The following is a 16,030-nucleotide window of genomic DNA, read 5'->3' as shown; positions in this document are numbered from 1 at the left end:
ACTTCAGTTGACAGCAATCAGACAGGGTTACGGGTATGTGGAGCGAGGTATTGGGGCTGGCATTTCTGGTGTCGCTCAATCCGATGCTTCTCGGCTTCACCTTATTGGTGATCTCCCGGCCGCGGCCGGTGCAGAATCTCCTCGTCTTCTGGGTCGGCGCGCTGGTGGTCAACGTGCCCTCCTTCGTGGGTGCGCTGATGGTGATGCACTGGGTGCCGTCATTCACCTCGTTCGCCCAGGATCTCGCGACCCCGGACGAGGGCTCCAGCATCAAGCCGTTTCAGCTCGGTACGGGAGTCTTCGCGCTCGTGATCGCCGTCCTCATGGCGGTGCGACTCTGGGTGCGTCAGCGGGCACCAGAACCCGCACCGGTCGGCGCGCGGGGCGATTCGTCGCTCCTGGTTGAGGACCCGAAGCCCCAGGTCGACGACTCGCCGCCGAGCTGGACCAGAAATGCGATGGCAAAGATCCGGTCGATATTCGGCAGGCTGCTTCGCCGTGCCCACGAAGAGTGGGACAACGGAGCTCTGTGGGTCGCGTTGGTGTTCGGCATGGCCTACATGCCGCCACCTCCGCTGGTGCTGCTGGTCGACACCCTCATCGTGGGTTCGGGGCTCGCTATCGGCACGCAGATCATCGCCTCCATCGCGTTCGTCTTCGCGATGCTGGCGGTCTTCGAGATCGTGCTCTTCAGCTATGTCGTCGCGCCGGCGAAAACTCAAGCCGTACTACGGCCGGTGCACGACTGGTCGCTGGCACACCGCGCACACATCCTGCTCGTGCTGTTCGCAGTCGTCGGGCTCTGGGAACTGCTCATCGGCTTCGGCATCATGTGAGATGCCGGGTGGTCGCGCGGGCGACGAGAAACAGCACCGCGCCGACGGCCAGCAGGACACATGAGGCCAGCCCGAGCACCGGCACGGCCGTCCATACCCGAAAGTGGTTGTGCTCGACGGTGTCACGGCGTAGGACCAGCACGGCGGCGTTGGTCGAGATGAACACGAACAGCAGGAGCAGCACCACGGCCTCGGCGACGTTTGCCGAAGTCTCGAATCCGACGAACGAGTAGTAAGAGATGATCGCCCCGGCCAGGATCGCCAGTGCGGGCGACGATCACGATGAGCAGACCACTCAATTCGATGACGGTCATCACGACATTGCTTTTCACCGACTCACTGATGCCGCGGGCGTTGAGCGCGGCGACCAGGCAGAGGAAGACAATGGCCGCCGGGATGGCAGGGATGTCGACGAACGTAGCGAGGTAATCGCCCGCGAAGGCCAGCGCCAGTCCGGCCGCACTGGTGACCCCGGCGGCCAGCATGCAGAACCCGACAAGGAACGACACCAGCGGTTGCCGAAAGGCACGCTCGGCGAACACCACAGCACCACCGGCCCGCGGATACTTTGTGACGAGCTCGGCGTAGGAACCTGCCGTCAGGAGTGCGAGCAGCGGTGCCCACAGCACTCCTCCGACCTTGCCGGACAGCACGCCCATCAGTGCATAGATGCCCGCCCCGAGCACGTCACCGAGAATGAACAGGAACAGCAGCGGCCCGGTGATCTGGCGTTTGAGTTTGCTGTCCGTCATCTACCCCGCCGAACGTTGGCTTGTGTGCGCTGTTTCAGCGAAGAATGGCACACAAGCCAACGTTCGATGCCAAAACTTTAGAACGCCGCCTCGTCGAGTTCCATCACCTCGTTGTCGATGGTCTCGATGACCTGGCGGGTGCTGGTGAGCAGCGGCAGGAAGTTCTTCGCGAAGAACGAGGCCGCCGCGATCTTGCCTTCGAGGTAGGCACGGTCGTCGCCGGAAGCGCCCTGGCCGGATGTCGCCGGCAGCCCGGCTCCGGCGTCGAGCTTCTCGATCGCCACCGCGGCCTGGCGGGCCAGCAGCCAGCCGAGCAGCAGGTCGCCGACCGACAGCAGGAAGCGGACCGAACCGAGGCCGACCTTGTAGATGCTGGCCTGATCCTCCTGAGCAGCCATCAGGTACCCGGTCAGCGAGGCCGCCATGCCCTGCACGTCCTCCAGCGCGGTGGACAGCAGTGCACGCTCGGTCTTGAGCCGCCCGTTGCCCGACTCGTTCTTGATGAACTGCTCGATCTCACCGGCCACGAACGCCAGCGCCTGACCCTTGTCGCGGATGATCTTGCGGAAGAAGAAGTCCTGCGCCTGGATGGCGGTGGTGCCCTCGTACAGCGAATCGATCTTGGCGTCGCGGATGTACTGCTCGACCGGGTAGTCCTGCAGGAAGCCCGAACCGCCGAAGGTCTGGAGGCTCTCGGTCAGCTTGGCGTAGGCCTGCTCGGAACCGAAGCCCTTGACCACGGGCAGCAGCAGGTCGTTGACCTTGTGGGCCAGCTCGCCCTCGATGCCGTGCACCGCTGTGGCGACGTCCTTGTCCTGGAAGGTCGCGGTGTACAGGTACAGCGCGCGCATGCCCTCGGCGTAGGACTTCTGGGTCATCAGGCTGCGACGGACATCAGGGTGATGGGTGATGGTGACGCGCGGTGCGGTCTTGTCCATCATCTGGCTCAGGTCGGCACCCTGGACGCGCTCCTTGGCGTACTCGAGCGCGTTGAGGTAACCGGTCGACAGGGTGGCAATAGCCTTGGTGCCCACCAGCATCCGGGCCATCTCGATGACGTCGAACATCTGCGCGATGCCGTCGTGCACCTCGCCGACCAGCCAGCCCTTGGCGGGTACGCCGTGCTGACCGAAGGTCAGCTCACAGGTGGTCGAGACCTTCAGGCCCATCTTGTGCTCGACGTTGGTGACGAAGGCGCCGTTGCGCTCGCCCGGTTCGCCGGTCTCGGGATCGAAGTGGAACTTGGGCACGAAGAACAGCGACAGCCCCTTGGTGCCGGGACCCGCGCCCTCGGGACGGGCGAGCACCAGGTGGAAGATGTTCTCGAACATGTCATCGGAGTCGCCGGACGTGATGAACCGCTTCACGCCGTCGATGTGCCAGGAGCCGTCCTCCTGCTTGACCGCCTTGGTGCGGCCCGCGCCGACGTCAGAACCCGCGTCGGGTTCGGTGAGCACCATGGTGGCGCCCCACCCGCGCTCGGCGGCCAGGATGGCCCACTTCTTCTGCTCTTCGGTGGCCAGCTTGTAGAAGATGCTGGCGAAGCCTGCACCGCCGCCGTACATCCAGACCGCGGGGTTGGCGCCGAGCACATGCTCGGCCAGTGCCCAGACGATCGCGCGGGGCACCGGCGTCCCGCCGAGCTCCTCCTCGATACCGACCTTGTCCCAGCCGGCCTCGGTCACCGCGGCGACGGACTTCTTGAACGCCTCGGGAAGCTTCACGGAGTGGGTCTCGGGATCGAATACGGGCGGGTTGCGGTCGCCTTCGGTGAACGACTCGGCGACTGGCCCCTCGGCCAGGCGGGCCATCTCGCCGAGCATCTCGCGGACCGTATCGGCGTCCAGATCGCTGTACTCGCCTGTACCAAGGGCCTTGTCCAGGCCGAAGACGTCAAACAGGTTGAAGACCTGGTCACGGACGTTGCTCTTGTAGTGGCTCACGTTTCCTCCTCGGTGAGAATGCCACCTAGTGGTTGGGTACTTCGGATAAGTTACCCACCAGTAACTGCGGCTAACTATACCGTTCAGTAACTTCAACGCAAAGCGATCGCGAGCAATTTCCGGTACCTAACTAACCCAGTGGTTGATCGGGCCGCGACACGACTCTGAAAGCCCGTTGTGAGCAGGCACTTCGTCAACCTGTGACGATTGTCACGAATGTGCCGATAAGGTGGCCCGATGCGACGTGTGGTGGTGTGGGGAACAGGCAATATGGGCGCAACGGCGATCCGGTCGACGGTGGCGTTCCCAGGTCTAGAGCTCGTGGGTGTCATCACGTCGTCACCGGACAAAGCTGGCAAAGAAGCGGCATCGTTCACGTCTCTGCGCGAGGCCACCGGGATCACCGTCACCACCGACGTCGACGCGGCGCTGGCAGAGTGCGATGCCGTGGCCTACATGGCCTCCGGTGACACTCGCCCCATCGAGGCGATCGCCGACATCGAGCGGTGCCTACGGGCGGGCAAGCAGGTGGTGACGCCGTCGCTGTACTCGCTGTACGACCCGCGTTCCGCACCGCCGGAGTGGGTGGACCAACTCACCGGGGCCGCCGTCGAGGGCAACGCTTCGCTACTGGTCAGCGGCGTCGACCCGGGGTGGGGCAACGATGCGCTCGCGGTGATCGCGGCCGGGTTGTGCACCCGGATCCGCACCATCCGCTGTCAGGAGATCTTCGACTACTCGACCTACAACCAGCCGCATTCGGTGAAGGTGCTGTGTGGTTTCGGCGGCTCCATGGCCGAGACACCGATGATGCTGTTGCCGTCCATCCCGACCATGGTGTGGGGCGGCAACATCCGCCTCGTCGCCCGAGGGCTGGGCCTGGAGATCGACGAGATCACCGAAGACGTCCAGCGCCGCCCGCTGGAGAAGCCGGTCGAGAACGTCATGGGACGGTTCGAACAGGGCACCCAGGGCGCGTTCTATCTCAAGGTCATCGGCTGGGCCGGCGGTCGGGAACGGATCGTCATCGAGCACATCACGCGCATCGACCCGTCGTGTGCGCCGGACTGGCCGCAACCCGATGAGGGCGTCGGCGACCACCGTGTGATCATCGACGGCGATCCGGAGCTGACGATCCTGGTGCGCGCCGATGTGCCCGGCGGTACCCGCGCCGACGGCGGCAACACCACCGCGACCAACCGGCTTCTGGGGGCCATCGACTGGCTGGCCACCCAGAAGCCCGGCATCTACGACGGTCTCGACGTTCCCCTGCAATCGAGCCTGCCCGCCGACCTGCAAGCGACGCGCTGGGCCTGATTTTCTCCTGCTCGCGGGTCAGGCCTCCGCCGGCTCGGGAGTTGCCTGCGGCGAATCCGCGTCGGGCAGCTGACCCACGAGGTACTCGGCGAGCCCCCCGATGGTCGGATAGTCGAACACCGCGGTCGCGTTGATGGTGAATGCGCCGCCGAACTGACTGTGCAACCGGTTGCGGAGTTCGATCGCCATCAGAGAATCCGTGCCGAGGTCCAGGAACCGACTGCTCGCGGCGGGCGGTTGCGCCAGACGCAGGAAGTTCTGCACCTCACGCTGAAGGAATTCGGTGACGAATCCCGCGCGCTGTGGCACCGGGATCTCCTGCAGCTGCCGCAGCAGTTCACTGTCACCGGTCACCTCACCTGCGGCACTCGGCAACACGAGGTCGAGGATCGGCGGCCGCGAACTGCCCAGCACCTTCGCCGCCCGCTGCCAGTTGGCCTTGATGACGGTTGCCTGACCGGTTCCGTTGGCGACGACCTCGGACAGCGCAGCCAACGCCGCCGAGGGATCCAGCGGGGTGAGGCCCTGTGCACTGATATTGGCGGTCGCGGCCTCCGAGGAGGCCATGCCGCCCTGGGCCCAGGGGCCGAAGTTGACCCCGGTGGCGGGCAGGCCCTGCGCCCTCCTTCGCGCGACCAGGCCGTCGAGCAGTGCGTTGGCGGTCGCGTAGTTGGACTGGCCCGGTGAACCGAACAGGCTGGACACCGAGGAGGACACGATGAAGAAGTCCAGCTCGTCGTCCTTGGTCAACCGATCCAGATAGAAGGCGCCGTATGCCTTGGGCACCAAGGTGGTTCGGAACCGGTCCAGGCTCTGCTGGGACAGCAGCGCGTCGTCGAGCACACCGGCCAGATGTGCCACACCGGCCAACGGCGGCAACTCTGCGCGGATGCGCTCCAGCAACTCCGCGACCTCGGATTCGTCGCCGACATCGGCGGCGAAGACGTGGATGCGGGTCTTGTAGCGCTCGGTGATCTCCTCGATCGCCTTCTGCGTATCCGCGTCCGGTGCGCGTCGGCTGGTCAACACGATGTCGCCGGCGCCGAGTTGGGCCAGGTACGACGCCGTGTGCAGCCCGATCGCGCCGAGTCCGCCGGTGATCAGGTAGCTCCGGTCGGGTCGCGGCTGCAGCGGGTTCGGTATCTGCACCACGATCTTCCCGATGTGCCGGGCTTGCTGCATGCGACGGAACGCGGCCCTCGCCTCGGTCAGCGGGTAGATCTCGGCGGGCAATGGTCGCCACTCTTCATTGACCAGACCCTGCGACACCTCAGTGAGCAAGTCGCGGATGCGTTCTGGCTCCTCGAACATCACCGTGTCCAATGCGACGATCTCGTAGGCGATATCGGGTCGGGCCTCGGCCATCTGCTCCGGTGTCCAGATGTCGCGCTTGGCGATCTCGGCGAAGCGGCCGTTCTTGGCGGTGGCCTTCAGCGTGGCCTCGATGAAGCCTTCGCTCGTCAGGCTGTTGAGCACCACGTCCACCCCCTGGCCGTCGGTGTCCGCCAGGATCTGTTCGGCGAAATCCGTTGTCCGCGAGTCATAGACGTACTTCACACCAAGTTTGCGCAGTGTCGCCCGCTTGTACGTGCTTGCCGTGGCGAAGACCGTGGCACCGCACTGCTGTGCCATCTGGACGGCCGCCAGGCCGACACCGCCGCTGGCAGCGTGGATGAGCACCTTGTCGCCCGGCTTCAGTTGCGCCCAGTCGAACGACAGCCGCACCGTGAGTGCCGCAGCGGGAATCGTCGCGGCTTCCACCGCGCTGACCCCGTCGGGGATCTGCGCGAGGAACTGGGACGGCACATTGAACCGGCTGGCGAACGCGCCCTGCATGGAGCCGTAGACGCGCTGGCCGACCTCGAGTCCGGTGACGTCGCTGCCCAATTGGGTGACGACGCCGGCGAAGTCGCCGCCGATCGGTCCGGGATCGCCGGGGTAGAGGCCGAGGACGTTGAGCACGTCCCGGAAGTTGAGGCCGGCGGCCTCGACCCGGACCTGCACGTAGCCCGCTTGCGGTGGCGCCACGTCGGTCTCGGTCACCCGCAGGTTGTCGATCGCGCCACGTTCGGTGGGCGCGAGGACGTAGTCGCCGCCGCGTGGCACCGTGAGATGCCCGCTGCGCGCCCATGGCAGCAACCGGGAAGCCAGCAGCTTCCCTTGCCGCAGTGCGAGCTCCGGTTCGTCGACGGGGTTGGCCAACAGCGCGGTCAGTGCCTGCACCGCTTCCGGTGATCCATCGCAGTCGACGAGCTTGCAGCGCAGCCCCGGCTCTTCGTTGATCGTGGTGCGCCCGAATCCCCACAGCGCCGCCTGCACCGGATCGACCGGCTCGCCGGATTCGGTGGCCACGGCGCCCTCGGTGGCGATCCACAGTCCGTTCGGAAGTTTCACGCCGCCGTCTTGTGAACCGCGTTGCACGGTGTGCACGGCGCCGAGCAGGTTGGCGATCTCGGTCTCGAGTCGCGCCTGGGCGTCGGCATCCGACTCCGCTGCGCCGGGCGCGCTGCTCCGCCAGACGACACCGGAGAACGGCACGCCGCGCTCGGCGGCCTGGACCAGAACCTGTCCCAACGGCTCCGGATCGGTGTTCGGGTCGAACGGGATGCAGCCCGGCACCTTGGCGGCGAGTTCGTCGAAGCCGGCGATCAACCAGGTGCCGTTCGCCGTCCCGGCGTCCTCATCGGCAGCCGGTGCCGACAGTTCATGCCAGCCAAGGGTGTAGAGCAGCCGGGTGGCATCGCCGCCGAGTCCGCGCAGTAACGCTTCTCGGGGCGCGCGTTTGACCGTGAACTCACGAATCCCGCCCAGGCGGTGGCCGTCCCGGTCGACGAAGTCGAGATCGAACACCTGGGTCTCGCTGTCGAGCGCGCTGGTATGCCAGCGTGCGCGGCAGTAGAACCGCCGAGGCATCTTCTCTTTCAGCATGACCTGCCCGTACCGCAAGGGCAGGAACAGGTCGTGTACGCCCTGTTCGGCCGCCAGAAGTGCCGGGAACGCGGGGAAGGCGACACCGGTGCACAGGTCCATCAGCACCGGGTGCATCGGCTCGGTGCCGAGTTGTTCGGCGAGTTCTTCGCCGACGAAGATGTCGCCGATCGCCTCGCCCTCGCCGAGCCACAACGACTTCAGCGACCCGGACCAGGTCGGCCCCCAGGCCAACTCCATGTCGGAGAAGGTTTCGAACAACTCCTGCGGGCGCATGCGGTTGCACCGTTCGATGGCCTCATCGACCGGATCCGACGGTCCGTCCTCCGGCTCGTCAGTGAGGTCGAAGGCGCCACTCACCACGGTGCCGTCGGCGTTCAACGACCATTCGGCGCCGCGCTCGCCGTACGGGCGGCTGTGTACCTGGAAACTCCACTCGTTCTCGCCCCCAAGAGGATGCAGCGTCAGCTGCACCTCCCGAGACGCCTTCTCGGGCAGAATGATCGGTTCGTAGAAGAAGACGTCCTTCACCCGCCCGGGCGGGCCGACCGCGGCCAGCGCCATCGCCGCATAGGTCGCCCCCGGGACGACGACGGTGCCGTAGATGACGTGGTCGGACAGCCACGGCTGCGACTTGACGGACAACCTGCTGGTGTAGACGGTGTCGCCGGAAGCGAGATCCTTTGCACTACCGAGTATTCCGGATACCGCAGGACCATCGACCGAGATGCTGGACGTCTTCGGCCAGAAGCGGCGGTGCTGGAATGGATAGGTGGGCAGTTCGAGCCTGCGATGGGGCCCGCTGTGCAGCGTCGCAAAATCGGGCCGATGACCGCCGACGTAGGCCGCGGCCAACGCGTCGGCGAGCTGGCGCCGGTCGCCGACGCCCTTACGCAGTGAGGCGATCGCCCGCGGCGCCGCCAGGTGTTCCGGCCAGACCTGCACCGCAGCCCCGGTCAGCACCGGTTGTGGACCGATCTCCATCAGTACCGAGCAGCCCAGTGCCGCGACCGTTCGCACACTCTCGGCGAATTGCACCGGCTGACGGGAATGCCGCCGCCAGTAGCCGGCGTCGAGTGGGGTCTGGGCCGTGAGCACGGCGCCGGTGCGGTTGCAGACCAACGGCAACGTCGGCGTGGCGTAGTGCAATTGCGCTGCGTACGCCTCGAACTCATCGAGCACCGGGTCCAGGAGTTCCGAGTGGAACGCGTGGCTCGTGTCCAGCCACGTGCAGCGGATCGCCTCGTCACTGAACCGGGCGACGATCTGTTCCAGATCCTCGCCCGGGCCAGACAGGACGGTGTTGGGTCCGTTGTAGGCACCGACCGACACCCGCGGGAACTCTCCGGTGATCGCTTCGACGTGCTTGGCGTCGGCGAATACCGCCACCATCCGCCCGCCTTCGGGCAGGCTGCCGAACATCCGGCCGCGTTCGGCCATCAGCCGTGCGCCGTCCTCGATGCTGAATACTCCGGCCACACACGCTGCCGCGTACTGACCCACGCTGTGCCCGAGTACCACATCAGGCTCGATGCCCCACGACTGCCACAGCCGTGCCAGCCCCATCTCGACGGCGAAAATCGCCGGTTGCGCATATGACGTGTGCCGCAGTCTTTCTCCGGCCGCGCCCGCGGTTTCACGATCGGTGGCGAACATCACCTCCAACAACGGCTCCGGCAGCATGTCCTTCACCGCGTCGGCGCACCGGGTCACGGTCTCGGCGAAAACCGGCTCGGCGTCGAACAACTCACGCGCCATCCCCGCATACTGGCTGCCCTGCCCGGTGAACAACCACGCTGTGGTCGGCTGGCGGGTGTGCTCGCCCCGCACCACGCCGGGTCGCACGCGGTTCTCGGCCAGATCGGTCAGGGCCTCGCGCGCACCCGTGACCGAATCCACGACCAGCGCTGCGCGATGCTCGAAATGCGAACGTCCGGTGCCTGCGGTGCGGCACACGTCGTCGAGATCGACGTCAGGGTGTGCGCTCAGCCAGGTTTCGTAACGCTGTGCCAGCGCTGCGAGTGCTTCCGGTGACCGCGCCGACAGCGGAAGGACATGGACGCCGGGCTTCTCAGAAGGAGTTTCCGGTTCGGAATCGGCCGGTGCCGCAGCCCGGGGCGGGGCCTCCTCGAGCAGCACGTGCGCGTTCGTGCCGGTAAACCCGAAGGAGCTCACGCCGGCGCGGCGGGGCCTGCCGTTGGCGTGCCAGGGCATGGCCTTGTCGACCACGCGAACCGGCAGCGAGTCCCACGGGATGTGCGGCGACGGATTGTCGAAGTGCAGGCTCGCGGGGAGTTCGTTGTGCTGAAGCGACAACACGACTTTGATCAGACCGGCGGCGCCAGAGGCGGACTCGAGGTGACCGATGTTGGTCTTCACCGATCCCATCAGCAGCGGTCGGTCCGCATCACGCGAGCCGCCGTAGGCGGCTGCCGCCGCCTGCACCTCGATCGGATCCCCCAGCGGGGTGCCCGTACCGTGCGCCTCGAGGTAGTCGACATCCCCGCCCGTCAGCCCTGCCCTGGTCAGTGCGGTGCCGATGAGCCGTTGCTGTGCGCCACCATTGGGTACCGTCAAACCACTGGAAGCGCCGTCCTGGTTGACCGCACTGCTGGGAATGACCGCACAGATCCGATCGCCGTCACGCTCGGCGTCACTCAGCCGCTTGAGCACCAGGATTCCGCAGCCCTCGCTACGCACGTAGCCGTCCGCGGAGGCGTCGAAGGTCTTGCATCGACCGACGGGGGACAGCATCCGTGCGCGAGATGCCGCGACGACGGTCACGGGACTGAGGAGGACGTTGACACCGCCTGCCAGTACCAGATCGCAGTCACCGGAACGCAATGCCTGGCAGGCCTGATGCACGGCCACCAACGCCGAGCTGCACGCGGTGTCGATCGCCACCGCGGGTCCTTCGAGTCCCAGCGCGAACGCGACCCGACCGGAAATGGCGTTGAGCGCATTGCCGGTGATGAAGTGGGGTTCGATCTTTTCGATCGACTCCGACGACAGCAGGTGGGCGTACTCGTTGGCGGCCACACCGACGAAGATGCCGGTTCGGCTGCCGCGCAATCCGGCAGGCGCGTACCCGGCCCGTTCGAGACCCTCCCACACCATTTCGAGCATCAGCCGCTGCTGCGGCTCGATCCAGACGGCCTCGCGTGGGGAGATACCGAAGAACTCGGGATCGAATCCGTCGATGCCGTCCAGGAATCCGCCGAAGCGCGTGTAGGTCTTGCCCGGAGCATCCGGATCCGGATCGTAGAACTCATCGATGTCGAACCGGTCCTCGGGGACTTCCCGGATCGCGTCGACACCGCCGGACAGCACACTCCAGAAGGCTTCCGGGTCGGGCGCGCCGGGAAAACGGCACGATACCGCGACGACCGCGATCGGCTCGTCCGCGCGCGTCGACATCACCGACGCTGGCGCAGCCGCAGGCGCGGTCTGCTCGCTGAGCCCGAGTACCTCGCCGAGCAGGTAGTCGGCCACGTCGGACAGGCGGGGGTGATCCATCACCAGGGTGATCGGAATCTCGCTGCCCACACCTTGTTCGATGCGCCGCCGCAGCTCGACGGCCATCAACGAATCCATGCCGAGGTCGAAGAATCCTGCATCATCGCGGATCTCGACGGCATCCACGCGGGTCACCTCTGCGACCGCGTTGCGCAGGTAGTCGGTCAGAAGTTTCTTGCGTTGCTGCACCGGGGCACCGGAGAGCTGCTCGACCAACTGAGTCTTCCCTGAGGTGGTCACCGACGGCGTGGTGATCTCGGCAGGCACCTCCCGTGCCAACTCCGCCAGGAATGCCCGCCTACCCGCTTGCTGGTAGAGCGGCAGGAAACGCGCCCAGTCGATCCGAGCCACCACCCCTTGGGCCGACGATGCCCCGACGACATCGGCCATGCCCGCAAGGGCATCTGCCGGTGACAACGTCCGCACGCCGCGCTGATCGAGCCGCGCACGAGATTCGGCATCGGCCATGCCCGCCGACCAGGGACCGAAGTTGACGCTGGTGCCGGCGATGCCCTGCTCCCGCAGGTGCCAGGAGAGTCCGTCGAGGAATGCGTTCGCCGCGCCGTAGGCGGTCTGACCGTATCCGCCCCACACCGAGGCGATCGAGGAGGTGCTGATGAAGAAGTCGAGTTTGTCCTTGGCCGCGGCTTGGCTCAAATGCCATGCACCCCAGACCTTACCGGCGAAAACGCGATCCACTTCGGCGTCGTCCAGGTTGCTTAGGGCCGTGGTGCCGAGCTCGCCGGCAGCATGGACGATCCCGGCCAGCGGTGGTAGCTCGGCGTGCACGCCGGCCAACAGCCGTGCCACATCGTGCGCGTCGGCGACGTCGGCGGCGACCACCCGGATCTCACAGCTGTGTTGCTCGCCCAGTGCGGCGATGCGTTGTTGGGCGGCCTCGTTGGGTGGGCGTCTGCTGGTCAGCACCAGATGCTGGGCGCCGTTTGCGGCCAGGTACCCGGCGATCTCCAGCCCGATCGATCCGAGTCCCCCGGTCACCAGATACGTCGCGTCCGAGCGCAGCGTGAGCGGGATGCCGGTCGGCTCGTCGGTGCGCCGAACCAGCCGGGGGACGTAGACACCCTGATCGCGCAGCGCGATCTGGTCTTCGGTGACCCCCGAATCGCGTGGTGCCGCGACCTGATCGACGAACCGGACCCATTCGGCAGCGCCGTCTCCCGGCAGATCGGCCAGTCCGCCCCACACTTGGGGAAGTTCCAGTGACGCGGCACGACCGAAGCCCCACAGGCAACTCTGATCCGGGGCCACGGTGTCGGTGTCGGTGACGCGCTGTGCGCCACGGGTCACGACCCAGATGGGTGCGCGCAGTTCAGCGGCCACCGCGGCGCGGAAAAGTCGCCGGGTTCCGCCGAGGATCCGGTGCTGCATCCGCAACAGTGACTGCATCGAGGGCGCGCCACCGGTGGTGTGGGCGTCCAGCGCGCCGACATGCACGATGCGCAGCGTTGAATCGTCCACTGCCGCAGCACGTAATGCGTCGGCGAGCTTTTCCTCGTCGGCGTCGGACACCGGCAACTCAAGCATGCGGTGCCGGTAGCCGCGTGCGGTCAGCACCTCGACCAACGGTTGAACTGCCGAGGAATCTTCCCCGACGAGGAGCCAGGTGGCTGCCGCCTCGGGTTGCCCGACGGGTGTGGCGGTCGCCTTCTCCCAGCGGATTTCGTAGCGGTCTTCTGCCGTTGCCTGGGAGTTGCGTTGTCGGTTGTGCTGCGCCGCAAGCTTGTTCAGCACGCTCAAGGTCTGTTGATCCTCGCCCGTGCCATCGAGCAGGGTTGCGAGCTCCTCAAGCCGCCCCTCCTCAAGAAGCCGGACGGCCTTACTGGAGGCATGGTGTGGTTGTTGAACGGTGCTGCTCCGCGTGTCAGCCCAGTTGTCCGAGTACCAGTACTGGCGGTGTTCGAACGGATAGGTGGGCAGATCGAGCTTTCGCGCAGGAGTCTGCCGCAGGGCCGCGAAGTCGGGCAGATGGCCCAAGACGTACGCGTCGGCAACGGCTTCGGTGATCTGCCGGTGGTCGGCGGTCGTCCGGCGCATCGAGGTGATCACGCGCGGTGCGGTGGCCGCGTCGGGCCATGTTCCCAGGGCCGTGGCGGTCAGCACCGGCCGGGGACCGATCTCGAGCAGGACTTTGCAGTTCAGGTCGGCGAGAGTGCGCACGCTCTTGGCGAACTCCACCGGCTGGCGGGCGTGCCTGCGCCAGTAGGCGCCGTCGAGCTTGACGCTCCTGCCGAGTGCGGCGCCGGTGCGGTTGTCGATCAGAATTCGTTGTGGCGGATGGAAAGTGAATCGTTGCGCATACGACTCGAACTCGTCGAGGATCGGGTCCAGCAGCGCTGAGTGGAATGCGTGGCTGGTGTCGAGCCAGTCACAGCGGACACCGGCGGCGACAAGTCCGGCCACCGCCTTCTCCAGATCCTGCCCGGGTCCGGACAGCACGGTGTTGGCGCCGTTGTAGGCGGCGACCGACAGCGTCGGGAACTCGTCGGTGAGGCTCTCGACGCGTTCGGCGGCGGTGAACGCCGCGACCATCCGGCCGCCCTCGGGCAAACTGCCGAAGAGGCGGCCGCGTTCGGCCATCAACAGTGCGCCGTCGGTGAGGCTGAAGACCCCCGCGACGCAGGCCGCCGAGTACTGGCCGACGCTGTGGCCCAGCACCACGTCCGGCTCGAGGCCCCACGACTGCCAGAGGTGGGCGAGACCCATTTCCAGCGCGAACAGGGCGGGCTGCGCGTAGGAGGTCTGCCGCAGCGTCTCTTCGCACTCCGGGCTGTCCAAGTCGAAAACAACGTCCAGCAGAGGCTTCTCGAGGACGTCGGCGACAGCAGCCGCGCAACGGTTCAGCGTCTCGGCGAAAACCGGCTCGGTGTCGTACAACTCCCGGGCCATGCCGGGGTACTGGCTGCCCTGGCCGGTGAACAGCCACGCGGTCTTCGGTGCGTCCTGGGATTCTCCGCGGACCAGGCCAGGTGCGGGGCGGTCGTCGGCGAGGGCGCCCAGCAGTTCGATGGCGGATTCTCTCGAATTGACCACCAACGCGGCCCGGTGTTCGAGGTGGGCCCGACCCGCCCCTGCTGTGAAGCACACGTCCGCCAGTCCCGCGTCCGGCTGCGCGTTCAACCAGTTGCGGTACTGGCCGGCGAGTTGCACCAGGGCGGTCGGTGTCCGCGCCGAGAGCGGAAGGACGCTGAACCGTCCATCCCCGGTCTGTTCGTCGATCCTGGGTGCCGTACCGGGTACCTGAGGCGCGACCGGTGCTTCTTCGAGAATGACGTGGGCATTCGTTCCGGCGAACCCGAACGAGCTGATACCCGCGATGCGGGCCCGGTCATTGCGCTCCCAAGCGGTGGCTTCTTTGACGACCTGCACCGCAAGCCGGTCCCACGGAATGTGTGGCGACGGATTCTGGAAATGCAGGTGCGGCGGCAGCAACTCGTGCTCAAGCGAGAGGATCACCTTGATGACACCCGCGATACCCGCGGCCGCTTCGAGGTGCCCGATGTTCGTCTTGGCCGAGCCCATCAACAGCGGCCGGTTCGCCTCGCGTCCGATACCGAACGCCGCACCGGCGGCCTGGGCTTCGATCGGGTCGCCCAGCGATGTTCCCGTGCCGTGCGCCTCCAGATATCCGACGTCACCGGGTGCGACGCCGGCGCGCTTGAGCGCGTCGGCGATAACCCGTTGCTGGGCAACGCCGTTCGGCACCGTCAAGCCGCCCGACGCGCCGTCCTGGTTGATTGCGCTGCCGCGGATCACGGCCCGGATCCGGTCACCGTCGGCGATTGCGTCCTCGAGGCGCTTGATCACGATGACACCGCAACCCTCGCCGCGCACGTAGCCGTCGGCGGCCGCGTCGAACGTCTTGCACCGGCCGTCGGGTGCGAGCATGTGCGCATGGGAGAACGTGATCATGGTGGCGGGAGTGAGCAGCACGTTCGCGCCGCCTGCCAGCGCGAGGTCACACTCTCCCAGGCGGAGCGCCTGGCACGCCTGATGGATTGCCACCAACGACGAGCTGCAGGCCGTGTCCACGGCCACCGAGGGGCCCTGCAGGCCCAGCCGGTAGCTGATCCGCCCCGCCGCCGCGGCGTTCGACGTCCCGATGGCCATGTAGGCCTCGATTTCGGGATAAGTCAGCTCGTCGGACGCCATGCCCAGGTAGTCGTGGGTGGCCAGGCCCACGAACACGCCGGTGTTGGAGTTGGCCAGGTCCGAGGGTGCTGTGCCCGAGTGTTCCACCGCGCGCCACGCCGTTTCCAGCAAAAGCCGATGCTGCGGGTCCATCAGCCTGACCTCGCGCGTCGACATGCCGAAGAACGGCGCGTCGAACCCGGTCACGTCATCGACGAAGCCGGCGCGACGGGTCACGACCTTGCCGGGCACACCGGGCTCCGGGTCGAAGAAGTCGTCGGCATCCCAGCGGTCCTTCGGCACGTCCGAAATCGCGTCGCGGCCCTCGCTCAGAACGTCCCAGAACCCGTCGGCGTCCGGGGCGCCCGGAAAACGGGCCGCATAGCCGACGATGGCAAAACGGGCCGGTGGCTCAAGCGTACGTTCGGTGGATGCCATGCGGTTATCCTCCTTGTATCGGCGGTCAGAATGACACTCTGCGCGACGTCTGCAGCGACAGGTAACCGACCCCCCGTCGCACACTATTGCACGCGCAGGTGTGGTATGCAGCAGTTCGCTGTCGCTGCGCGTTCCTGTGCGGGTAGAACCT

4 protein-coding genes and 1 pseudogene are annotated in these 16,030 nt (G+C 66.6%); 2 read left to right on the top strand and 3 right to left on the bottom strand.

All coding sequences use genetic code 11. The features are described from left to right. Positions 1 to 35: 35 nt before the first annotated feature. On the top strand, positions 36 to 836 hold the full coding sequence (locus tag M1247_RS14380; RefSeq protein ID WP_317157019.1) for a GAP family protein: 801 nt from the start codon (positions 36 to 38) through the stop codon (positions 834 to 836). Here M1247_RS14380 and M1247_RS14375 read toward each other — a convergent pair. After that, positions 829 to 1,588 (bottom strand): annotated as a pseudogene (locus tag M1247_RS14375) (APC family permease). The gene M1247_RS14380 and the pseudogene M1247_RS14375 sit on opposite strands and share 8 nt — an antisense overlap. Before the next feature lie 77 nt (positions 1,589 to 1,665). Beyond that, positions 1,666 to 3,531, bottom strand: coding sequence for an acyl-CoA dehydrogenase (locus M1247_RS14370; protein ID WP_317157018.1), 1,866 nt, complete (start codon positions 3,529 to 3,531; stop codon positions 1,666 to 1,668). A gap of 237 nt (positions 3,532 to 3,768) precedes the next feature. Here M1247_RS14370 and M1247_RS14365 point away from each other — a divergent pair, with 237 nt between their 5' ends. After that, positions 3,769 to 4,848: an NAD(P)H-dependent amine dehydrogenase family protein gene (locus M1247_RS14365; RefSeq protein WP_317157017.1), complete on the top strand. Its 1,080-nt coding sequence runs from the start codon at positions 3,769 to 3,771 to the stop codon at positions 4,846 to 4,848. 18 nt (positions 4,849 to 4,866) lie between these two features. On the opposite strand, the gene M1247_RS14360 is transcribed toward M1247_RS14365, so the two are convergent. Next, positions 4,867 to 15,879, bottom strand: a complete 11,013-nt coding sequence (locus tag M1247_RS14360; RefSeq protein ID WP_317157016.1) for a type I polyketide synthase — start codon at positions 15,877 to 15,879, stop codon at positions 4,867 to 4,869. Between the last annotated feature and the right edge of the window lie 151 nt (positions 15,880 to 16,030).

This window comes from Mycobacterium appelbergii (assembly GCF_032883035.1).
Lineage (GTDB): Bacteria > Actinomycetota > Actinomycetes > Mycobacteriales > Mycobacteriaceae > Mycobacterium > Mycobacterium appelbergii.
Note: the sequence above shows the minus strand (reverse complement) of the source record. Positions and strands in the feature narration are given on the sequence as shown.